Origin of the sequence: Lentibacillus kapialis, from assembly GCF_014646635.1 — a bacterium.
In the GTDB taxonomy this organism is placed as follows: Bacteria; Bacillota; Bacilli; order Bacillales; family Amphibacillaceae; genus Lentibacillus; species Lentibacillus kapialis.
Map to the genome: position 1 here is coordinate 67,424 of NZ_BMNQ01000006.1, position 21,270 is coordinate 88,693.

Annotated in this window: 21 protein-coding genes; 5 read left to right on the forward strand and 16 right to left on the reverse strand. The window is 41.3% G+C overall.

The features are described from left to right. Positions 1 to 41 precede the first annotated feature (41 nt). From nagE to IEW67_RS04355, 3 genes are all read right to left on the reverse strand, one after another. A complete protein-coding gene (nagE, locus tag IEW67_RS04345; RefSeq protein WP_188631834.1) occupies positions 42 to 1,526 on the reverse strand; it encodes an N-acetylglucosamine-specific PTS transporter subunit IIBC in 1,485 nt (494 codons plus the stop codon). An 84-nt stretch (positions 1,527 to 1,610) separates the two neighbouring features. Beyond that, positions 1,611 to 2,429: a PRD domain-containing protein gene (locus IEW67_RS04350; RefSeq protein ID WP_188631835.1), complete on the reverse strand. Its 819-nt coding sequence runs from the start codon at positions 2,427 to 2,429 to the stop codon at positions 1,611 to 1,613. A gap of 26 nt (positions 2,430 to 2,455) precedes the next feature. Then, a complete protein-coding gene (locus tag IEW67_RS04355) occupies positions 2,456 to 2,950 on the reverse strand; it encodes a PTS sugar transporter subunit IIA (RefSeq protein WP_188631836.1) in 495 nt (164 codons plus the stop codon). A gap of 358 nt (positions 2,951 to 3,308) precedes the next feature. Between IEW67_RS04355 and IEW67_RS04360 the strand changes: the two genes are divergently transcribed. After that, complete coding sequence (locus IEW67_RS04360; protein ID WP_188631837.1) at positions 3,309 to 4,274, forward strand: S8 family peptidase; 966 nt, start codon at positions 3,309 to 3,311, stop codon at positions 4,272 to 4,274. A 150-nt stretch (positions 4,275 to 4,424) separates the two neighbouring features. Then, a complete protein-coding gene (locus IEW67_RS04365) occupies positions 4,425 to 4,619 on the forward strand; it encodes a hypothetical protein (protein WP_188631838.1) in 195 nt (64 codons plus the stop codon). A 56-nt stretch (positions 4,620 to 4,675) separates the two neighbouring features. Here IEW67_RS04365 and IEW67_RS04370 read toward each other — a convergent pair whose 3' ends face one another. From IEW67_RS04370 to IEW67_RS04385, 4 genes are all read right to left on the reverse strand, one after another. Continuing rightward, entirely contained in the window at positions 4,676 to 5,284 is a 609-nt protein-coding gene (locus tag IEW67_RS04370; protein ID WP_188631839.1) for a methyltransferase, read from the reverse strand. A gap of 234 nt (positions 5,285 to 5,518) precedes the next feature. Next, positions 5,519 to 6,502 carry a ring-cleaving dioxygenase gene (locus IEW67_RS04375; protein ID WP_188631840.1) on the reverse strand — a complete coding sequence of 328 codons (984 nt, stop codon included), beginning with the start codon at positions 6,500 to 6,502 and terminating at the stop codon, positions 5,519 to 5,521. Between the two features lie 419 nt (positions 6,503 to 6,921). Beyond that, positions 6,922 to 7,302, reverse strand: a complete 381-nt coding sequence (locus tag IEW67_RS04380) for a hypothetical protein (RefSeq protein WP_188631841.1) — start codon at positions 7,300 to 7,302, stop codon at positions 6,922 to 6,924. A 958-nt stretch (positions 7,303 to 8,260) separates the two neighbouring features. Beyond that, positions 8,261 to 8,695: a universal stress protein gene (locus IEW67_RS04385; RefSeq protein ID WP_188631842.1), complete on the reverse strand. Its 435-nt coding sequence runs from the start codon at positions 8,693 to 8,695 to the stop codon at positions 8,261 to 8,263. A 412-nt stretch (positions 8,696 to 9,107) separates the two neighbouring features. On the opposite strand from IEW67_RS04385, the gene IEW67_RS04390 reads away from it, so the two are divergent. Both IEW67_RS04390 and IEW67_RS04395 read left to right on the forward strand, forming a co-directional pair. After that, on the forward strand, positions 9,108 to 10,511 hold the full coding sequence (locus IEW67_RS04390) for a sodium/glutamate symporter (RefSeq protein WP_188631843.1): 1,404 nt from the start codon (positions 9,108 to 9,110) through the stop codon (positions 10,509 to 10,511). 600 nt (positions 10,512 to 11,111) lie between these two features. Next, the gene (locus tag IEW67_RS04395; protein WP_188631844.1) at positions 11,112 to 11,972 is read left to right on the forward strand and encodes an SDR family oxidoreductase; all 861 of its coding nucleotides are present in this window, start codon (positions 11,112 to 11,114) and stop codon (positions 11,970 to 11,972) included. Positions 11,973 to 12,182: 210 nt separating this feature from the next. Here IEW67_RS04395 and IEW67_RS18450 read toward each other — a convergent pair whose 3' ends face one another. The 5 genes from IEW67_RS18450 to IEW67_RS18100 form a co-directional block, all read right to left on the reverse strand. Continuing rightward, positions 12,183 to 12,263: a putative holin-like toxin gene (locus tag IEW67_RS18450; RefSeq protein ID WP_373288485.1), complete on the reverse strand. Its 81-nt coding sequence runs from the start codon at positions 12,261 to 12,263 to the stop codon at positions 12,183 to 12,185. A gap of 285 nt (positions 12,264 to 12,548) precedes the next feature. Continuing rightward, a complete protein-coding gene (locus tag IEW67_RS04400; protein WP_188631845.1) occupies positions 12,549 to 12,965 on the reverse strand; it encodes a helix-turn-helix domain-containing protein in 417 nt (138 codons plus the stop codon). Positions 12,966 to 13,248: 283 nt separating this feature from the next. Next, complete coding sequence (locus IEW67_RS04405; RefSeq protein ID WP_188631846.1) at positions 13,249 to 13,788, reverse strand: MerR family transcriptional regulator; 540 nt, start codon at positions 13,786 to 13,788, stop codon at positions 13,249 to 13,251. A gap of 88 nt (positions 13,789 to 13,876) precedes the next feature. Then, on the reverse strand, positions 13,877 to 14,071 hold the full coding sequence (locus IEW67_RS04410) for a YwbE family protein (protein ID WP_188631847.1): 195 nt from the start codon (positions 14,069 to 14,071) through the stop codon (positions 13,877 to 13,879). Between the two features lie 28 nt (positions 14,072 to 14,099). Next, positions 14,100 to 14,243: a hypothetical protein gene (locus IEW67_RS18100; protein WP_229671675.1), complete on the reverse strand. Its 144-nt coding sequence runs from the start codon at positions 14,241 to 14,243 to the stop codon at positions 14,100 to 14,102. Between the two features lie 365 nt (positions 14,244 to 14,608). On the opposite strand from IEW67_RS18100, the gene IEW67_RS04415 reads away from it, so the two are divergent. Then, positions 14,609 to 15,799: an MFS transporter gene (locus IEW67_RS04415; RefSeq protein ID WP_229671676.1), complete on the forward strand. Its 1,191-nt coding sequence runs from the start codon at positions 14,609 to 14,611 to the stop codon at positions 15,797 to 15,799. A 296-nt stretch (positions 15,800 to 16,095) separates the two neighbouring features. Here the strand turns inward: IEW67_RS04415 and IEW67_RS04420 are convergent, their stop codons facing one another. From IEW67_RS04420 to IEW67_RS04435, 4 genes are all read right to left on the reverse strand, one after another. Then, positions 16,096 to 17,400: an aspartate aminotransferase family protein gene (locus IEW67_RS04420; protein WP_188631848.1), complete on the reverse strand. Its 1,305-nt coding sequence runs from the start codon at positions 17,398 to 17,400 to the stop codon at positions 16,096 to 16,098. Between the two features lie 2 nt (positions 17,401 to 17,402). After that, on the reverse strand, positions 17,403 to 18,743 hold the full coding sequence (locus IEW67_RS04425; RefSeq protein ID WP_188631849.1) for a sigma 54-interacting transcriptional regulator: 1,341 nt from the start codon (positions 18,741 to 18,743) through the stop codon (positions 17,403 to 17,405). Between the two features lie 75 nt (positions 18,744 to 18,818). After that, positions 18,819 to 20,195, reverse strand: coding sequence for a YjiH family protein (locus IEW67_RS04430; RefSeq protein WP_188631850.1), 1,377 nt, complete (start codon positions 20,193 to 20,195; stop codon positions 18,819 to 18,821). 15 nt (positions 20,196 to 20,210) lie between these two features. Next, positions 20,211 to 21,164: an L-lactate dehydrogenase gene (locus IEW67_RS04435; RefSeq protein ID WP_188631851.1), complete on the reverse strand. Its 954-nt coding sequence runs from the start codon at positions 21,162 to 21,164 to the stop codon at positions 20,211 to 20,213. Between the last annotated feature and the right edge of the window lie 106 nt (positions 21,165 to 21,270).

The window sequence follows — 21,270 nt, forward strand, 5'->3', positions numbered from 1 at the left end:
CGAGCGAACGGCATCACAGTGCTGTTCGCTCGTTTACTTCCTTATTCTTCTCTTTTCCGAATTTTTCGGATTTCATCAGCAACAAACTGCACCTGCGTACCGACGACAACCTGAATATTGTGCTTGCCGACAACATTGACCCCCGGTACACCGGTTGCTTTAATTTTAGCCTGATCGACTTTATCCATATCGTCCACTTCAAGTCTCAGACGGGATACACAATTATCAACTGTCTTGACGTTTTCATCACCACCAAGACCTTCATAAATTTTCTCAGCCATCACAGCTGTTTCGTCTTTTTCGGCTGTTGGAGCATCTCCGGCTGTGCCCTCGTCATCTGCTGTCACTGTCGCCTCACCTTCCCGTATGTCTTCATCACTCTCGCGACCTGGTGTTTTCATGTCGAATTTCACAATCAAAAATCGGAATACGAAATAGTAAATAACAGCAAATATTAATCCTTGTACTATCAGCATGAGTGGCTGATTGGCTATAGGAACACCCAAACTAAGCGTATAGTCCACCAAACCAGCACTGAAGCTAAATCCTGCTGTCCATTGGAACATCGCAGCAATCGCGAGTGAAAGTCCTGTCAATGCTGCGTGTACCACATAAAGTGCGGGAGCCAGGAACATGAATGAGAATTCAAGCGGCTCTGTTACGCCGGTAAAGAAGGATGCAAAACCAGCAGCCATTAACAGGGATGCAGCATGTTTTTTACGTTTTGTTTTGGCTGTATGATACATTGCCAATGCCGCTGCAGGCAAACCGAACATCATAATAGGGAAGAAACCTGCTAAATAACGTCCGGTAACACCTTTTTCACCTTCACTTGCCCAGAAGCTGGCGATGTCATTGATACCCGCAACATCAAACCAGAAAACATTATTCAATGCATGGTGGAGACCAGTTGGGATTAGCAAACGGTTAAAGAAGCCATATAAGCCGGCACCAATGGCATCCAGACTAACAATTGCTTCACCAAATGAAACCAGCGCGTCATATACAATTGGCCATACAAAGAACAGAGCAATCGAAACAACCATCATGGACGCTGCACTCATAATTGGCACTAATCGTTTTCCGCTGAAAAAAGCAAATGCATCCGGTAATTTCACATGACTGAACCTATTGTACATAATCGATGCAACAATACCGGAAAGAATACCGATAAATACGTTTTCGATATTTTCAAAAGCACTATTTACCGCACTTTCCTCAACACCCTGAAGAGCGGCAACCCCGCTTACACTTAGCACAGTTGTTGCAACCAGCCAGGCTACAAGACCACTTAAAGCGGCAGCACCGTCCTGTTCCTTAGACATCCCGATTGCAACACCAACTGCAAACAGAACGCCAAGATGACTTAAAATAGCGTCACCACCGCTTGTAAGATAATTTGCGATGACGTTGTTTTCATCAGCATTAAGTATCCAGTTCCCGATACCCATCAGAATCGCCGCAGCCGGCAGTACCGCAACCGGCAACATCAAAGAGCGGCCAAGATTCTGCAAATATTTCATCATTGTTTTTCCCCCTTTATTTTTCGCTCCAGCTATATAATGCCAGTGAATTCGATTACAAAATAAATCACAAACCATAACTTCTCTTTAGTGTGTTCTTAATCGTTCGATATGAAGTGTAATGTAACCTAACTCTTCTTCTGGTAAATGAATGTTATAAGATCTTGATGCTTCTTCTGCCAACTGTCTGGCACATTGGTAAGAAACGCCGTATTTATGCTTGATCATTTCAAACATATCTCTATCCATGACATGACTGTTTTGATGCTTGGCCCGTGTTAAGGCAAACTGCAAATGTGTGACCAGCCGTTCATAGGAAATATCAGCCTCATCCATTCTAATGTTCAGATACTCCTTAATCCGCTTCACCATTGTCTGCACGATAGTCGTCTGCCGAACCGTTTCGTGAATATCACCCCCTTGAACTTTCATTGTATGAACGTACAGGGCAATGAACGCCGCTTCATCCACAGGCATTTCAACACCGATTACATTCTTGATGCGTTCGATCGCCCACAATCCGATATCAAACTCTTGCCGGTATAACACTTTAATTTCCCGTAGCAATGCGTTTTTCAGCTGAATGCCATTTTGTTCACGTTCAATAGCAAACGAAATATGATCAGCCAGCTGTACCCGAATATGTTCACTCAGTTCAGTCCCGAGTTGTTCCTCGGCATGCATAATAATATCCTCAGACAGGATAAAATGTTCTTCCGGGATCCGGAGCAGTAACTGCTGTAGTTTTTCGTTTTCTCGTAAGACGAACAATTTCTCGATCTTCTGCGCATTTATAACGTCGTTTTTTTGCTTATTAAAACCGAGGCCCGACCCGATCGCTATCTTTTCTTCATTATTATCCGTCACAATGACAGCATTATTATTCAATATCTTCCTGATCTTCATCAGAAAGCACCCCTTTCACATAGCGATCATTTATCCGACCCGGTAATAATCACGGTTTCACCTGCCTTGCCTTCTTGTGCATCCGTTGTCGCGTATTGTTTCCCGGTTTCCTGAGCATTTGTGATGACAATTGGTGTTACATCACTTGAAGCGTTCTCCCGCACATATTCCAGGTCAAATTCCATAAGCGGTTGACCGACAGACACGTTGTCACCTGTACTCACCGATATGGTGAAACCTTTGCCTTCCAGCGACACTGTTTCAAGTCCGATATGCACCAACACCTCAGTGCCATCATTTGCGCGCAATCCAATCGCATGCTTCGTTTCCGGGATTTGGATGACTTCCCCTTCAACCGGTGCATAAACTTTACCCTCTGATGGTTTGACAGCAATACCATCTCCCATCATTTTTTGACTGAAGACCGGATCAGGCACCTCCTCAAGCTGAACGATTTTTCCATTAACCGGTGTATATATTTCCGTTTTCGAATCACCTTTTTTGAATAAGTTTTTAAACATGAATGTTGCACTCCCTTCCGATGAATGACTTTCTGCATGTGTATTATGCACCAAACGTTGCCAAATAAAAAGGCATGGCGGTATAAAGGGATCGGTGCCACCTTTTTAAATACCACCATGCCTGATCAAGTCAGTAACATGTGATGCCTATTCATTTAAAACTATCTTCATCTTATCATCTTAAAGTACGAAAAACAACATATAGATATGCGGCCAGTGAACCAGAAACTTTCACCCAGATTATGAATCTTTATGCCTGTTTTTTCAGGTAATTTATCCTGTTTTCAATAAAATCCCTTCGAAAATGGAATTTTTAGATTATAATGAAAGCAACTGATAGTTTAGGAGGGGAATTATAATGGCAAAAATGAATCTGATCCCTTATAAGGTGGAAGCAATTGAAGATACTGCTAAAGAAATCCCTCAAGGCGTTCAGATGATTCAGGCTCCGGACGTATGGAAGCAAGCCGATAAAGGAAGCGGCAACGTTATTGCTATCATTGACACGGGCTGTGACACGGATCACCCCGATTTAGCCGGGCAAGTAATTGATGGCAAAAATTTCACGGGTGATGGTGATGATACAGATTATGACGACGAAAATGGTCATGGCACTCATGTTGCGGGGACAGCTGCGGCCACAGCAAGTGAGGACGGAATAACAGGAGTTGCACCAAATGTCAAATTGTTGATTGTTAAAGTGCTTGACAGTAACGGAAGCGGTGACTATCAATGGATTATTGACGGCATCAAATATGCAACTGACTGGGAAGGCCCAAATGGTGAAAAAGTGCGTGCAATTTCTATGTCTCTCGGTGGTCCGAAAGATGTTCCGGAATTATACGAAGCCGTCAAACGAGCAATTGATTCCGGCATCCCGGTTGTTTGCGCTGCCGGAAATGAAGGAGACGATCGGCCGGAAACGGATGAGTATGCCTTTCCGGGAGCTTATAATGAAGTCATTCAGGTCGGCGCTATCAATTATAATCGCGAAATCGCCCCATTCAGCAATACGAATAACGAAATTGATATCGTCGCTCCCGGCGTAGATATCCTGTCGACTTACACAGAGCAAAAATACGCGCGGCTTTCCGGAACATCAATGTCAGCACCGCATGTATCTGGTGCACTTGCCCTGGTCACAAGCATCGCCGAAACACAATTCGACCGGAAACTGACAGAAGGAGAACTATACGCGCAGCTTGTCAAGCGTACAGTTCCATTGGGTTATCCCAAATCAGCTGAAGGAAATGGACTGATCGCACTCGATATACTGAATCGATTTGAAAAATTGTTTCAGTCATTTAATACGTTTTTTAAATAATAAGGGATGGATTGAAAACGGGACTCTACTCTTAAGAAGGCGGGGTCCCGCTTTTTTTGTAACGTCAGAAAATATAAATTATGGATGACCTTATAATAAAAGCTTCCGCATTCGCTATAAGACGCGGTGTATGCCGAGGTTTTCTAATGGTTGTTGGTGCACAACTTGCTCACGGTGCTGCTCAAGTTTACATTGATGTCGCACGAATGCAGGCAATGTTTGCACGAGTTTGGTCTACTGCCGCACGAGTTGGGACTGCTATTGCACAAGTTTGGAATGCTCCCGCGCAAGTTAGCGGCGGTTCTGTACGAGTTTATGGTATTCCCTGGCGCGTCACCTAATTGAATCCATAACCGTTCGAATTTATCCAAGCATTATTCAAATAATTATGAATATCATCTTCAACCCTCCAAACGATAAATCAAAAACCGATCATATGGATCGTCTTGAAAAATAGCAGACAGGTCAATTTTTTCTCTCAATTCAAAATCAGTTTTGTTTTCTAAATAGTCAATATAGTCATCCGATCCGTAATAAATAATCAGTTCAATTTCTCGCGTGTACTGCTCATGAGAACACAGAATATTTTGTATAACCTCAATAAATATCCCAATTGAAAATGGGTTAAAAAAATAAAACCGGTTATCCAACGGGCTGATCTGATAATTTTGTGCTAAACAGCATTGAAAATGAATCTTGTCTGTCTTTTCATTTGTCTGGTTCAAATAACGTTCTCGATTGCGGATCGCCTCATCATACAAAATTGAATTCATTTCAACCCCTTTAACAGCTGCATGATAAAAATAATAGATAAAAAAGTTCAATCTCCCTTTTCCGCAACCAAAATCAACTACATGATCACTGCTATTCAATTGGTAGTGTTGAAATAATACTTCCAAAGCATTGTAGGAAGTCGGCTGATATGGATGATGATCGCGGGAATCAAGGGAACCCTTCTGCTGCCCCCGGGTTTTAATGTTCAGCAGCTTGTCATAAAAGTATTCTTTCATCAATATACTCCTTAAGCAACTGTAATATCTAATTTCTATTATACACTATCATCGTCTGCCTTCATTGTTACCAGCCTGAATATTCACCCCTTGCTGGAAAGGTTTGGCAATCGTCTTATCTTTTAGCAAGTGCTGGAGCTTTTTCTATAAGATCTTCCAAACATAATACTTTCGGACGTTACAAATAAAGAGACTGACCGCCTCATGGTCAGCCTTCCGCAAGGGATGTTTTAACTACTCATACTCTTTCTCAAACACCTTCGTGCTTCTCACTGTATCAATCGGGCGGACAAATTGCTCAATTTCCTTGCGCTGAGGTTCCAGCATTGGGGGAAGTGCCAGGTTTTCACCTAATGTCTCGTACGGTTCGTCACCCATAAACCCTGGACCATCTGTTGCAAATTCAAATAAAATTTGCGGTGCAATCGGTACATATAACGACTCAAAATAGAAGCGGTTGACATAGCCGGATGTACGGAACCCGAAGTCGTCCATTCGCTTAATCCATTCTTCCAGCACGGATCGGTCTTCAACGCGGAAAGCTGAATGATGTACTGTCCCATAGCCCTGCTGTGCGTTAGGCATGATGGTGTTAAATTCAACAACAACCCGTGCGCCATTTCCGCCTTCACCAACTTCAAACAGATGACTGTCGCCTTCCTGATCTATCTCTTTAAACTGTAAAATTTTTTCCATCACTTCTTTAAAATAGTCGAAGTTAGCAATCGTTACATGGATCGGACCGAGCCCCACAATCGCATACTCTGGTGGAATCGGACCGTCCTGCCATGGAGTGCCCGGTGCTACGCCTTCGTTTTTTTCATCCGATACCAACTGATATTGTTGATTGTCGAAATCGGTAAATGACAATGTTTTGACACCAAACTCTTCCTTGATGCCGCCATGCTCCACCTTCAGCCGGTCAAACCGTTTAACCCAATATTCCAATGCTTCATCACTTGGCACACGGAAAGCCGTTTTGGAAATCTCATTTGTTCCATGCTTTCCCTGGGGGATTCCCGGAAAATCAAAAAAGGTGATGTCTGTACCCGGATTGCCTTTATCATCGGCAAAAAACAAATGATACGTCCGGATATCATCCTGGTTTACCGTCTTTTTAACCAAACGCATGCCCAGAACATACGTAAAAAATTCATAATTTCTTTCGGCACTGCTCGTAATAGCAGTCACATGGTGCATTCCTTTTATCCCTTTCATAGAACTCCTCCATATTTAACCCTTATTAGTTTGAATTAATTTATCTTTAACTAAAACTAAATATAGTATACCTTATGTTCTGTGTCAATTACAGACGTTTTCAATTAGAGGAACCCATCTAAAATGGTATAGTTCTTACCATTTTAGAAAAACGCGGGATTTGCCTCGTCGCACAGCGTGTGACGGAGTTGTTCTAATAATGTCATCCATCACTTTATAGTTTCTGACGTTAATATAGTGAAACGTTTAAATTTAATTTAGACGTCCTTATTCCTAAAAAATGACATGATACCAATTACAAATTGCTTATAAAATGAGCAACCATCCCAGTCATTATGCTTAGTCGCTTAATATTTTTTCAATTTTCCTTCTAATTGAAACAAGCACAGCTTTATCAACTGTGCTTGCCTCTCAAGCTTCTAAAATCCTATGACTCCTTGGAAAACAAGGCCCTGGTCAAAACTGATCACTTTCACGATATTTTTGTCCTTTACGAAAACACTTTTATATTGGGGATTGCCTTCTGCATCTTTTAAAATGATCACCCGTATGTTTTGATTGTTTTCCACAACTTGCATCTGGTAATCGTCTTCGTCAACCTGTTCATCCAATATATCGCTTTCGGGGTACATACCATATGCAACGTTTTTGGATTCTTCATCGTTTACACTTTGTTTCTCAGCCGCTTTCGTTGCTGAATGAATGTTTTCTGCTTTTCCGGCAACTTGTGTAGCATCTGTAGAAGCTGCGGAAGCAAATAACATCGCTCCGGCCGCTGTACTCAAAAATAATGTTCTCATTTCAGTCCCCTTTCCTTTTCGGGTTATCACCATCATAGTGAACCTTTTTGATAAAAGGATTGGAGAATCATTAGAAATCACTAAGAAATCCTTGGAAAAATTGTGGCAACCTTGTCATCATTGTGTTATGTTCCTTATAGTGCGTGTTCAAAAAGGAGGATAAAAAGGACCAAGAAGTTCGAGGCGGCGCAGTTTCGAGCAGCGGAATGTATGCTTTTAAATACATGAGCATAAGTAATGCTTCCATGAATCTGCATCGCACGCAGGAAAAGTGGTGTTCTTTTCCAAGGAGCGGAGAAACAAGCCAACGAAGAAATTCGAAGTGTCATTTTTACCGGACTTTTTGAACAACCTCTTATATCAATATTCTCTTATAGTTTTGCAATTCGGGCCCCTATTATGTGATATGCGTGATAAAAATTATACTTGAACCTGTATACAGAAACGATTTCGGCGCTCGGGAACATATTTTGATTTTCGCGCCCATGTTAAAGGTTCACATTAAAAAAGAGAGATTCGCCTCGCCTTATAACAGATACCGGGGTATCCACAATTTATACTTTCTGACGTTATTAGAAAACTTGGCTTATCGCCAAGCTTTAATGGCGAAAGCCTTAGTTGCACTTATGCAGTAAGAAATAAGGGTCAACACCAAAATCTATGGTTGAAATGAATGAGTGAATATGGTATTAAAACTAGCTAGCAGAGGAAAAACACGGAGACTTCTGTGGGAATGCGCAGTGTGAAGACCCCGCAGAAAAAGCGACCTTCTTTTTCGAGGAGGCTGAGGACAAGCCCACGGAAAGCGTCGTGTTTTTCCGAAGCGACTGCTTACGTCAAAATGATATCTAATTTGTCAACCATAGATTTTGGTGAACAGCCAGAAATAATTTATACTTTCTTAACTGCTAAAAAAAGTCGATCCCCTGAAGGACCGAAGCTTATACAGTTAATGTGTTTATTTGATAATCAGTACCGGGCAATTGGCTTCCTGCACGATTTGATTACTGACACTCCCCAGCAACATTTTTTTTACGGTACCAAGTCCTCGGCTACCGGCAATAATCAAATCTATATCACGTTCATCAGCATATTCACAGACTTTCACCCCGGCATTGCGGTTGGTATCTGCTATGATAATTTCTGTATAAATCGGAATCGATTCGGTTTCAAACTCCCGATAAATCCGTTCCATATCCGGACGTAGACTGTCCGCCACTTCATATTGAATATTTTTTGCTACGGTTACGTTTGTGCTTGGACCTGTCTGCGTCACAACTACCACTACATGCACCTCTGTTTCCGGAATCCCGGCAGCCTGAAGTTTAGCTTCCTGAAGCGCTTCTTCACTCAGTTCTGAGCCATCGTATGCTACTAAAATTTTTCGTTTCATCGCAAGCACTCCTTAAAAGGATTAGGAAACACGTTTCTTTTCCTGATTCTAGTATAACACTATTTCGGTCATATTGGTAACTGTTTAACAAAGATTTCAAACTGTTAGAAAAACTCAGCATTCGCCTTGTCTTATAGCGAATGCCGAAGCTTTTTGAACGGGTTATACTATAGTTGGTGCAGACATTCATTTTCATGGTAGATGGTGGCTACGAGAAGGCGTAGCCATGTTCGTTTCTTATAAGATCATCTATATTTTATACTTTCTAACGTTAGTAAAAAGAGTGCTGAGACGTTGAGCAATTTTCATGCTATAATATATTTTTCCTTATTTGGACATTGTTTATACCTGTTTACCGCAGGGAACAGATTTAGACTTTATTTTTAACTTTTATCATGAAAGGAGATTGTTGATGTCACCCAATCAAATAGGATTCGCATTACTATATTTGGGATTATTTCTGATTATTGGAAAGTGGATCAGAGTACGCGTGAAGTGGATGCAGAACTTATTTCTCCCATCATCCGTTATTGGTGGTTTTCTTGCTCTCATTTTGGGCCCGCAAGTACTTGGAAAACTGTTGAAACCTATTACAGGAGAAGGATCATTCTGGGCAACCGGGGTTCTGACACCTGAAGTGATGGATGTATGGAGCCCATTGGCTGGGTTAATGATCAATGTTGTCTTTGCCACACTATTTTTAGGGACCGTGCTTCCAAACTTGAAAAAGGTATGGAATGTTGGTGGGCCGCAGCTTGCATTTGGCTGGTCGCTGGGCTGGGGTCAGTATGTTGTCGGGTTGTTGCTGGCTATATTCGTCCTTGTACCGTTTTATGACATGCCGCCGTTTATCGGTGCCTTGATTGAAATGGGCTTTGAAGGTGGACACGGGACAGCAGCCGGACTGCAGGGAACATTCAAAGAACTGGGATTTGCCGAAGCATATGATTTGGCTATCGGACTTGCCACGGTTGGTATCTTATCAGGTGTGATTATCGGGATTATAGCGATCAATTGGGCAGTACGAAAAAATAAAACAAAAGTGATCAGTGATATAAAGGAATCATCCCCCTTAAAAAAAGCAGGTATCATGGAATTTGAAAACCGGGAAGCAGCAGCAAGAATGACTGTCCGGCCGGAATCAATTGAGCCGCTCTCCCTGCATTTTGCGATGATTGGCATTGCTATATTAGTCGGGTATGGCATCCTGCAAGGCATCACCTGGCTTGAAAAAACAATCATCGGCTCCGAATTCATGACCTATGTACCACTTTTCCCGCTGGCGATGATTGGTGGAATTCTTGTTCAGATGATCGCCACCAAGTTCGATAAAACTGAAATTTTAGATCGGCAAATGGTCATGCGAATACAGGGTTTTGCTCTCGATGTCCTGATTCTTGCAGCAATCGCGACGGTTTCACTTGATGTCATCGGACAATATTTTGTCCCTTTCCTATTGTTGTCACTTGTTGGTATGGCATGGAACGTGTTCGGTCTGTTTTTCCTCGGACCTCGGATGATCCCATCATATTGGTTTGAGCGAAGCATTGGTGATTTTGGCCAATCCATGGGGATCACCGCCACAGGACTATTATTGATGCGTGTGGCCGATCCCGAAATGAAATCGCCGGCATATGAAGCTTTTGGATATAAACAGCTTGTATTTGAACCATTCCTCGGCGGCGGTCTTGTCACAGCATTGTCTGCACCGCTCGTCTTTCAGTTCGGCCCGGTACCCTTCCTCATTTTTGCAGCAGTCATGCTGGTAATCGGTCTGGTGGGCGGATTATTTTATTTCGGCAGAATGAAAGAATGAAGTTTGGTTATTATCTTATGACCAACTCTTTTCCTGCCCGCTAATCGAATGAGTCATAGCAGCAGGGGAATTGATAAGTAAATTCCTCTGCTTTTCTATCTCGAACTCCACTTGTGTTGTGTTACCATTCAGGATTTACTTTTTTGAGGCTTATGCTTTTGCTTGACATTATAACCCATGACTACTGTTCAAGAGTTCCAACGATTCTCTCTCATACATCGCAAAAGGAATACAAATGAGAATCATAATAACTAATGACGGCGCATAAATCCTATGATCAATAAGCCTACCGCTCAAACTCTTATTTGAACTTCCTTTCAACAGAACCCCCTTCTTGAAAAATTCGGGACAATCAGCTTCAAATCCTCCCGTTCAAATACAGCAATATATATTGTACCTATTACCACATACTTCAAATTATAAACTCGGACTAACTATTGGGACGAAAGAGATTGATGTGTGTGTCATTTCCGACTTAAACTGATTGTTGACACTTCTACTCCGGCAGAAACTGGCATTATAAAAGTGATACACACTTTCACATTGTATTGTTTAAATGAACGTATATTGCTAAAATAAACAACAGTGAGGTGACAGAAGATGAACCCTTGCAGTCAAAGTCGGTCTGTAGTTTTCATAACCGGCGCATCAAGCGGTTTCGGGTTGGTAACAAGCCTGGTTTTCGCTGAAGCCGGGTATTTTGTACTCGCTTCCATGCGGGACTTATCGAAACAGGAAAGTCTGCTGGAACAAGCACGGGAAAGGAATGTTGCTATCAACATCGAATGCATCACGATGGATGTCACCAAGCAGGATGATATTGATTATGTCATTCCGGAAGTCATCGAACGTTTCGGCAGCATTGATGTACTGGTGAATAATGCTGGCTATGCGGCTGGCGGGTTCACCGAAGAGCTGTCCTCAGAAGATTGGCGGCGGCAATTTGAAACGAATGTCTTCGGATTGATTGCTGTCACCAAAGCTGTACTTTCCCATATGAGGAGACGGAAGCGCGGCACCATCATTAATCTTTCAAGTATCAGTGGTAGAATGGCACTTCCCGGTCTCGGACCGTACTCAGCATCCAAATATGCTATTGAAGGGTTTAGTGAGTCCCTGAGGCTTGAGATGCTGCCATATAATGTTCATGTCGTATTGATTGAGCCTGGTTCCTACCAAACCGATATCTGGTCAAAAGGTATGACCGATTTTAATACCGATCTTGAATCGCCATATCAAGAAAGAACCAACGCATTAAAGAAAATCGTCAATCATATCGCTGAAACAGCTGACAACCCAGAAGAAGTAGCACATTTAATCCTTAAAACGGCTCAAGCAAACCATCCTGACCTTCGTTATCCGGTCGGCAAAAATGTCAAAAATATGACACGACTAAAAAATCTGCTGCCATGGCGCTGGCTGGAACGTGTGATTTTGAAAAAAACCAGCCCACGTAAATGAGCATTTAGCGGTGCTGTTGGGCTGATGTTTCTGGATTCTCGGGGCGATATCCCCGCTTTCGGGGTGATTTCCTCGCTCTCGGGTCGATCTCACGTTAGTACTGATGTTTTTGGATCTAACTTCTATTAGCAACCTAATCTTATTATGCGACGCTTCTATGATTTCATCAAAGCGCCTTTTAACTCGCCCTCCATCCAAAGTAAAAGCTGCTTATTTTTTTTGATTGGATACAACTGCAGCCACCAATGATCCAAACGTAATCATGAGAACCAACGATTCAAATACTGTCATATCACGTCATCCTTCCTTTTTGAATCAGGTTACCATACATCTCAACACACTGTTGATTGCTGTTATTTCAAAAAATATCGGATTTAGACGTCTGGACAATATGGCATAATGTTTTAAATATGTTGTCTTCAATTTTATTATGTTTTAGCATATGTGATACAAAGCTTGTCCTATGACCGAAATTATACAGGAATTTAAAAATTGCCTTTCAACAGCCCCTTTTAATAAACCCATCCCCGCCTTTTCGGATAAAATGGCATGAATAAAAAAAGACTAAGCAAAAGCTTAATCTTCTTCCAGATACAGGCACTGATGCAATGGCGGGCAGCCAAGCACAAGCCAAATTTTGATGAACAATTCCAGTCTGGGCTGGGAAACGTTGTTGACTATTTTACTGATATTGGGCGGTTTCATGTCTAACTGATCGGCAATATCCTTAATATAAATATGTTTTTGTTTCGCTATTTCTTTAAACCGATTTTTAATGACAAGCTGGCGGCTATGATCAATCATGGGGTTGATCGGCTTGAAATGATTCATTTGCTCCATTTTATCGATTATACAGCCAACCACAAAATCCTCAATCTGATAATTATCATCTCGATTTTTATCACGATGTCGGTTAATTAAATTTTCAAGCTCAGTGAGTTCTTTCAGTTGATGATACGTGTGGTCTTTGAGCCGAATCGTTATTTCCTTCATGTATAGATCACCTCAGGATTGGACAAGGTATTAGCGAAAGGATGATAAAAATGACAAACGTTAACATCATAAGCCATAACGATAAAGAAGAAGATATCATTGAAACACTGCACGAGACATTTGATAAAGGCAGAAATGGCTGATTCAATAACAAATGTTGTGGATATACAACCTTCCTTAAAGACATATTCGTTATCAAGACTAAAAATACCTCTGAGATTTTTGCTATATAAAAACTGGCGCATAACATCCATTTAGATGTAATGCGCCATATTAGTGAACGTCACAGATTTACTTTTCGTTTAAAGCTTTGTTTCGATACAGAGGCAAGTTGTTGCTTCAATGTTTCCATTTCCTGTTTCAAGTGGTCGATTTCATCTGTCTGTTTCTTTATATCCTTGATTAGTTTGTTTTGATTTTTTTGTTTTTCTTTAATGATTTCAACAAGTTGCTGCTGATTCTCAACATTACTGACGACTTTTCCAATCGTCTGCATCATCGTTACCACATTTTCTTTATAACTTTCATCGTGTGACTGCTGAGACACACTGTGCATATTCTCCAGTCTTATAGGAAAGGTACTCGTTGCTAACATTTCCCTGATTTGCTTCCTGTCATAATCTTGATCGTTGCATTTCTTGATAAACTTCAAAACTTCGATTCCATCCGGTCGGTAGTAAGTGACATTATTCAGTTTTGTTTTCGGGATATAAACATTAAAATCTTCAATCCATTTTTCCAGCGTATTTTTCTGAACCCCCATAATGTGGCTCAAACTCTCTTTGCTTAAAAATTCCAATGTTTCATCGACTCCCTTTACCATTTAATACCTTTCATTATCATGGTAAAAAAAGAATTCGGAAAAAATATGTAATAAATGTGGAAAAATAAGTGCGGACTACACTTTTCACTCATTTCACAATTTCTTTGACTCTTCCTACATTGCCATTTTCCAGCATAACCTTGATCCCATGTGGATGTGTAGCGGAATTTGTCAGTATTCTTGACACGATGCCATCTGTCAATTTTCCGGAACGCTGATCCTGCTTTTGTACGACGCGTACCGTTTGTCCAACTTTAATATTTTCTCTTCTGGTTCCAGACATTAAACATAAACTCCTTTGATTTGAGGTTTTACCTACAGAAATGATTCCGCCTCGTGCTAATACCTTCCTCTGATGACGCAAACGAGCGATTAATAATGTTCGTAATGTACTCCATATCTTGTGTACTGCCGCTCGCGTTATAAGGCAACATTTGTAACTTGATTGGCTGCATAATAAATGACACCTCCTTATATCTATTCAACTTTTAGAGCCTCAGGAAGAAGCTATATTCAACACACCTATCAAATTTTACCAATATCCATTATAAGTGCTTTGATTAAAATGTAATAGTTGGAAGCACCCACTCAAAAGGGTCAGTTCTTGACTATTTTTATGGTATATGAAATCCTATGACAGATTTTGAATATTATTTATTCAGGGATGTTGGTTCAATTTAAAAGAATGCTTAGAATTTAAAAATGCAGCTTAACACCTTGCAAGCTGATGTTTATTCGTATGTATAGCAAAATCGGTGGACGCCGTACTTCTTTAGCATGGACAACGCTATGGTATAATAATGTTTTGGAGATGATAAGTATGTCAATGATGCAGGAAAAAGAAGCTAGTGGTAACCGAATCAGTTTTATAGGTGTTGCATATGCATTTTTAGTGGTTATGTTAGGTACGACGCTCCCGACACCATTATATCCAATATACGGGGATACATTCGGGCTATCTCCTTTAATGATAACCATTATTTATGCTTTTTACGCAATCGGTGTTATTGGGGCTTTGCTTGTATTTGGCCACCTTTCCGATCATATTGGTCGCCGGTATATATTGATCCCTGGCGTCATTTTATCTGCAGCCAGTTCGCTTGTGTTTTTGTTCGCAGGTGGCATAACGCTTTTATTTATTGGACGTATATTATCCGGTTTATCTGCCGGGTTGTTCACCAGCACCGCAACAGCAACTTTGGTCAACTTGGCTCCACGCCATAAACAAGCTAAGGCGTCTATGATTGCAAGTGGCGTCAATATGCTGGGCTTAGGGTTGGGACCTCTTCTTGCCGGAGTTCTAGCCCAATTCTTTACCTATCCGATGCGTCTGGTGTTTGTGGTCGATTTTGCGATACTTGTGCCAGCATTCATCGCTATCTGGTTCATGCCGGAACCGGTCAAAGTGAAGCAAAAGGTTCAATTGAAAATACAAAAATTAAGTGTTCCCTCAGAGGTCCGTGTTACTTTTATTCGTGCTGTGATTCCGGTATTTGCAGGATTTTCGATGCTTGGTTTGTTTACAGCGGTATCACCTACATTTCTGCAAAAAGTATTGCATTTTGACAATAAGGCCATTTTAGGTGTTATTGTGTTTTTGGCTTTTTGTGCTTCTGCGGTTGGGCAGTTGTTATTAATAAACACTTCTGATCATATCGTGCTAAAAGCAGGTAGTGCTGTATTAATTATCGGAGCTATGTTTGTAGGTATTGCATTACAATCACGTTCGTTAATGATATTACTTGTTGGCGCAATTGTTTCCGGGGTTGGTCAGGCATTCAGTTTTCGCGCCGGGCTTGCCTCGGTGAATGCCAAGACTTCTTCCCGGGAGCGTGGTGAAGTTACTTCCAGTTTTTTCACGATAGCCTATATTGCGCTATCAATTCCCGTAGTTGGTGTAGGCCTGCTTGCAAAATGGACAGGGATACAAGTGGCAGGCATTGTTTTCAGTATTGTTATTGCTTTGCTTGCATTGACAGCCTTGATTCTCTTATTCATTCGCCGGGGTTAATAAAAGCTCCACCAGGAATAAGAAATCACAATTTAAAAGTGCAAAGCCAATGGTTGGAGGTCTAATCCAGCTTTCTTTAATCCTTAAGTACATAATTCACATTAATTTCACACAATTATCATTGATAAAACAAAGGTTTTATTGATAACGTAGTGTTAAATATTATGTCATAATAGTCACTACACAAAAGGATTCGGTGAAATGTTAGAATAACAACAAAATAAGCCGGCAGGACCGCGCAACAGCATATGCGGATCATCTGCCGGCTTTAAATATTTACTGTTATGTCGAATAGCTTATAACGTTTCCAGCACTTCCTCCAGCACCTTAAGACCATGATCAACTTGATCTTTCGTCACTATTAACGGTGGAATCATACGGATAACTTCACCTGCATTACCGCCCAGATAAAACAGAACCCCTTTTTCAAGACAGCCATCCAGCACCTTCATAACAGCATCACCGTCAGGTTCATTCGTTTCCGGATCCTTGAATGCTATACCGATCATTAAACCTGCCCCGCGAACATCGTGGATCATCGGGAACCTCTCTTTCAGCTTATTTAGACGATTAAGCGCATATGTTCCAACGTCACGGCTGTTTTCAAGGAGTTTTTCTTCTTTTATGACCTCAATGGACGCCCGTGCGGTTGCACAGGCAATCGGATTTCCTCCAAAAGTCGTGGCATGACTCCCCATTGGCCATTGTTCCATCAGTTCTTTTGAGGCAATCGTGACACCAAGCGGCAAACCGGCCGCAATCCCCTTAGCTACTGCCATAATATCCGGTGTGACTTCAAATGTTTGCGCGGCGAACCAATTACCTGTGCGGCCAAAGCCTGTCTGTACTTCATCAAAAATAAGTAAAATGCCGTATCGATCACAGATTTCACGGATTTTTTTCAGCCAGGACGCAGGCGGAATGATATAGCCGCCTTCACCAAGCACCGGCTCAACAATCATGCAGGCAACTTCATCCGGGTCAACCTGATGACGAAAGAGTTTTTTTGCTTCATCTTCCAGTTTCCAAGGAAAATACACCTCGGGGTCAACACCAGCTGGTGCTTCATCTGGATTTGCATATGGCAGCTGATAGTTTAACCACGACGGCTGAAGGTGCTTTCGATATTTACTTTTGGATGTGGACACACTGAGAGCCCCGATAGTCCGGCCATGGAATCCGCCTGTAAATGAAATAACATAAGGACGATTCGTTACATGCTTTGCAAGTTTCAATGCGCCCTCGATTGCTTCTGTACCACTATTTCCGAAAAAGAAATTATCCAATTTCCCCGGTAGAATCTCCTGAAGCTCTTCAGCAAGCTTTAAGATCGATTCATACATGATTACACCGGATGGCCCGTGTACCAAATGATCAGCACTATCCTTGATGGCTTCCACAACTTTAGGATGACGGTGTCCGACATTTTCAACTGCAATCCCTGATGTGAAATCCAAATACTCCTTGCCGTCTGTTCCGTAGTAATAGCATCCTTCTGCTTTTACGACCGGTAAATTCGGATGATCCTTCGCCATACTTGGTGCAAGGAAATTTCCTATAGAATCTGCTAACTTCAGCCAATCTTGATTATTGTCCTTCATGTTCATTCCCCTTTATCCTGGATTGAATATTTTTTTAGTTTGCGTACAACAGATGGCTGGCTGATTCCCAATATTTCAGCCATTTCAGTGGTTGTTTTACTATGATTTTTCACATTTTGAATGATTTGTTTTTCGACATTTTCCAAAACCGTATTCAAGGGGGCGCCATTAAGTTTATATGCTTCCATATTTTCATCCCCTCTGTACTCGAAAGGCAAATCATTTAAAGTCAGCGTTTCAGACTCGCTTTGAACGATCATTCTTTCAATCACATGTTTCACTTCAAAAAAGTTGCCGGGCCAATCCAAGTCAAGCAAGGCCAAGTATAATTCTTTGCTGAATTTCCTATTAAGCTGATATTTATCACAAAGCCTTTCTTTATATTGGTCGATGGCGTATTTTAAATCCTCGCTGCGTTCACGCAATGCCGGGATATATACAGGCACGATCTGAAGTTCATAGTATAAATCTTTACGGATTTTTTTCTCAGTCATGAGTTGTGTGAGCGATGTTTCAGTCGAGGCAATGACTCTAAATTGATCATTATACGCCTTTAACACTTTTATAAGAATATGCTGTGCATGTAACGAAAGATGGTCAACACCTTCAAGATATAGAGTTCCTGATTGGGCCATATCCGCCAAACCAATGTCTTGATGATGTTCGCCGGAAGTTTTGCCAGCCAATTCACGTTCGAAAATAGCATCTGGTATGGAAGAGCAATTCATAGTAATAAAAGGCCCGTTTTTCCGCTTACTATTCGTATGAATATAGTGAGCAATTTTGGATTTGCCGACCCCTTGCTCCCCCTGTAATACTACATCAGCATCATATGGCGCAACCTTTTTAACTTTTTGAAGCAATTCTCTCGTCGTTTGACTTCTGACAATAAAACCATCAGCATTCAAACTTGCTTCCCGCATATTGGCTAACTCAGTTTTTATTCTGGACATTTCGTCGTACAGTTCGTCCAAATACTCCTGAAGCATAAAAAGCTCCGAAACCTCGTAAGAATAACTCAAAACATATTCGATATCATGATATTCATTAAACAGTGGAATTCCTGTAATGAGTACCTTTCGATCATTTGGAGTGGTTTGTACCGTTATAGCTTTTTTCCGTTTCTTTAAAACTAAGGGTGTAATAGCCGGCGAAAAAATCGCCCTTTCTTCCAGATCATAAACAGACTGACCAAGCAAATCGTGTGGTTCCAGATCATAAAGCGAACCGCTAATGTTCGTAACTTTAATGATTCTGCCCTGGCGATTTGTGATAATGATATCTTCATCATATGTGTCAATGACTTCCTCATCTGCATTTTTTAGAAAGTAGATATCCTTCATTCGGCATTTGCACCACTTTCGGTTTTTTACTCACCTAATGTTTTTTAGTTCTTCAGATAACCTAAACGCGTTTGTTTAAAAAAAGAAAACATGCGCTATAAACACAACGATCGGTAGTGTAATGATCGTTCTCTCCAGAAATACAATCACTAGATCCCAAAAGCTGATTTTAATTTTTGATTTCAAAAGCAAAATACCAATTTCAGACATGTAAATCAACTGAGTGAGTGACATGGCTGCAATGACAAAACGTGTTAATTCACTTTCGATACCGCTTGCGATCACCGCTGGCAAAAACATATCTGCAAAACCAACGATCATCGCCGGTGCTGCTGCGGCCGCTTCCGGAATCTGCAGGAGGTTCAGTAAGGGCACAAACGGATAAGATAAAATCTGAAAAACCGGTGTAAATTCAGCGATAATCAGTGCAATCGTTCCGAGGGACATGACAAGAGGAATCAAGGAAAACCATATATCAGCTACAACCTTGAATCCGCCTTTTGCGACCCCTCTGAAATTTTTAATGTTAGAAGCCTTTTCAAGCGCCTTCTCTATCCCCCATTTAAAACTTGATACACCTGATGGCGCAGTTTCATCAATCTGTTTTCCTACAGGTTCATGATACGTATCCTTTTTTCTGGATAATGGTGGAATACGAGGGCAAATTATTGCTGCAACAACACTTGCTATACAAACGGTAAGGTAAAATGGTACAAACATATCCGTTAACCCGATGACACTGATGACAACAAAACTAAAAGCAATCGAATTAATCGAAAAGTTTGTCGCAACAACCGAGGCTTCCCTGTCGGTATAATATCCTCTTTCATATTGTTCAGTGGTGATGACGACACCTACTGTTCCGGACCCCATCCAGGAAGCGGTTGCATCGATCGATGACCTTCCGGGTAGACGAAACAATGGCTGCATCACCTTATGCAGCACTGTACCAATAAATTCCATGAGCCCGAATTCCAGTAGGAGTGGCATTAATATTCCTGCAGCCAGGAAAAAGGTTGCCAGAACAGGAACGAGGGAAAATAAAACAGTGCCCCCGGTGGCCTCAGACCATATCCATTGAGGGCCCACTTCGTTAAGCGTCATAATGGCAAATATTGAACCAATTAGTCTCATAATAATCCAGAAAAGGGATACATCAAATAATGACTGTACAAAGGTATTCTTTTTCATAAATGCCGGCTTAACTACCTTTGTATACATAGCTAATACAGTGGACAGGCAAAAAATGATGGTCATAAACACCGGCCAATAGTCTTTGAATGCCCCTTCCAACATTCCGGCGAGAATGCCAACGCCTATATTCGTCTCCCCATTATAAGGAACAGGCACCAAAAAGAGCCCAGCACCAATCAGGGAAAATAAAATAAACTTAATATAATTAGACGTGGTTCTGTATTGATTCCGACTGACGTTTTTCTTTTTTTCTTCCATTTTTGCATCCCTCGCTCACGTTTTCTTAGGCAGTGGTTTCATAGCAGACCTTAACACTTCAATCGAGGAAGCAAGCTTGTCCTTTTCCTCTTTGTTCAGATCCACTTCAATAATTTCCTGTACGCCTTGTCGGTTAATGATGGCCGGAACCCCGGCAAAAATATCTTGGAATCCATATTCGCCATCCAGAAGTGCTGATACTGGTAGAACAGTATTTTCATTCTTTAATATTGCTTTTGTGATTTTTGCTAAACCCGCACCGATACCATAATAGGTAGATCCTTTTTTCTCAATGACAACATCCGCTATATCGCGTACATTAGCAGCCATTTTCTCAAGGTCTTTTAACATGTATCGATCACTGGCATTTAGAATATCCATAACGTTTTTCCCGCCAATGGCTGCATTGCTCAAAGCAGCTACCTGTGAATCGCCATGCTCGCCAATGATATAGCCATTAATACTTTTGGGATCCACACTGAAGTATTCGCCCAGCATATGAAGATATCTGGCTGTATCCAGTATTGTCCCGGATCCAATAACCCTTTCTTTAGGAAGTCCCGAAAATGTCCACGTTGCCTGAGTGATAATGTCTACTGGATTCGTGGAAATCAGAAAAATGCCGTTGAAACCACTTGCCATCACACTGTCTACGATAGATTTAACAATCGATGTATTTTTTTCGACTGCTGATAATCGTGTTTCTTCATCGCTTTGGCTTACCCCGGCAGTAATACAGACGATATCCGCTTCTTTACAGTCATGATAGTCTCCGCTCCATACTTTGGCAGGGGATTCGTAAAAATATCGCCCATGATTTAAATCCATCACTTCGCCTTCTGCTTTTTCTTGATTCACATCGATTAACACGAGTTCTTCCGTTATTCCTTGGTTTACTAGAGCGTATGCGTAACTGGAGCCAACAAATCCAGCACCCACTACAACGACTCGGTTCACACCACTTGTCATGACATTCCCGCCTTCGCCTGTCGTATTATAAAGCCAAGATTGGTTAACGCACCATAATTAATTCAATAACAAATAATTATTTATATTTGAATAGAAATTATACATT

What these genes read in the sequence shown, in the direction of transcription:
- IEW67_RS04405 (WP_188631846.1), bottom strand. Translation starts at nt 13,788, where the DNA reads ATGGTAAAGGGAGTCGATGAAACATTGGAATTTTTAAGCAAAGAGAGT.
- IEW67_RS04390 (WP_188631843.1), top strand. Translation starts at nt 9,108, where the DNA reads ATGTCACCCAATCAAATAGGATTCGCATTACTATATTTGGGATTATTT.
- IEW67_RS04355 (WP_188631836.1), bottom strand. Translation starts at nt 2,950, where the DNA reads ATGTTTAAAAACTTATTCAAAAAAGGTGATTCGAAAACGGAAATATAT.
- IEW67_RS04385 (WP_188631842.1), bottom strand. Translation starts at nt 8,695, where the DNA reads ATGAAACGAAAAATTTTAGTAGCATACGATGGCTCAGAACTGAGTGAA.
- IEW67_RS18100 (WP_229671675.1), bottom strand. Translation starts at nt 14,243, where the DNA reads ATGCAGCCAATCAAGTTACAAATGTTGCCTTATAACGCGAGCGGCAGT.
- IEW67_RS04360 (WP_188631837.1), top strand. Translation starts at nt 3,309, where the DNA reads ATGGCAAAAATGAATCTGATCCCTTATAAGGTGGAAGCAATTGAAGAT.
- IEW67_RS04425 (WP_188631849.1), bottom strand. Translation starts at nt 18,743, where the DNA reads ATGAAGGATATCTACTTTCTAAAAAATGCAGATGAGGAAGTCATTGAC.
- nagE (WP_188631834.1), bottom strand. Translation starts at nt 1,526, where the DNA reads ATGATGAAATATTTGCAGAATCTTGGCCGCTCTTTGATGTTGCCGGTT.
- IEW67_RS04420 (WP_188631848.1), bottom strand. Translation starts at nt 17,400, where the DNA reads ATGAAGGACAATAATCAAGATTGGCTGAAGTTAGCAGATTCTATAGGA.
- IEW67_RS04415 (WP_229671676.1), top strand. Translation starts at nt 14,609, where the DNA reads ATGTCAATGATGCAGGAAAAAGAAGCTAGTGGTAACCGAATCAGTTTT.
- IEW67_RS04370 (WP_188631839.1), bottom strand. Translation starts at nt 5,284, where the DNA reads ATGAAAGAATACTTTTATGACAAGCTGCTGAACATTAAAACCCGGGGG.
- IEW67_RS04395 (WP_188631844.1), top strand. Translation starts at nt 11,112, where the DNA reads ATGAACCCTTGCAGTCAAAGTCGGTCTGTAGTTTTCATAACCGGCGCA.
- IEW67_RS04350 (WP_188631835.1), bottom strand. Translation starts at nt 2,429, where the DNA reads ATGAAGATCAGGAAGATATTGAATAATAATGCTGTCATTGTGACGGAT.
- IEW67_RS04375 (WP_188631840.1), bottom strand. Translation starts at nt 6,502, where the DNA reads ATGAAAGGGATAAAAGGAATGCACCATGTGACTGCTATTACGAGCAGT.
- IEW67_RS18450 (WP_373288485.1), bottom strand. Translation starts at nt 12,263, where the DNA reads ATGACAGTATTTGAATCGTTGGTTCTCATGATTACGTTTGGATCATTG.
- IEW67_RS04400 (WP_188631845.1), bottom strand. Translation starts at nt 12,965, where the DNA reads ATGAAGGAAATAACGATTCGGCTCAAAGACCACACGTATCATCAACTG.
- IEW67_RS04435 (WP_188631851.1), bottom strand. Translation starts at nt 21,164, where the DNA reads ATGACAAGTGGTGTGAACCGAGTCGTTGTAGTGGGTGCTGGATTTGTT.
- IEW67_RS04430 (WP_188631850.1), bottom strand. Translation starts at nt 20,195, where the DNA reads ATGGAAGAAAAAAAGAAAAACGTCAGTCGGAATCAATACAGAACCACG.
- IEW67_RS04410 (WP_188631847.1), bottom strand. Translation starts at nt 14,071, where the DNA reads ATGTCTGGAACCAGAAGAGAAAATATTAAAGTTGGACAAACGGTACGC.
- IEW67_RS04380 (WP_188631841.1), bottom strand. Translation starts at nt 7,302, where the DNA reads ATGAGAACATTATTTTTGAGTACAGCGGCCGGAGCGATGTTATTTGCT.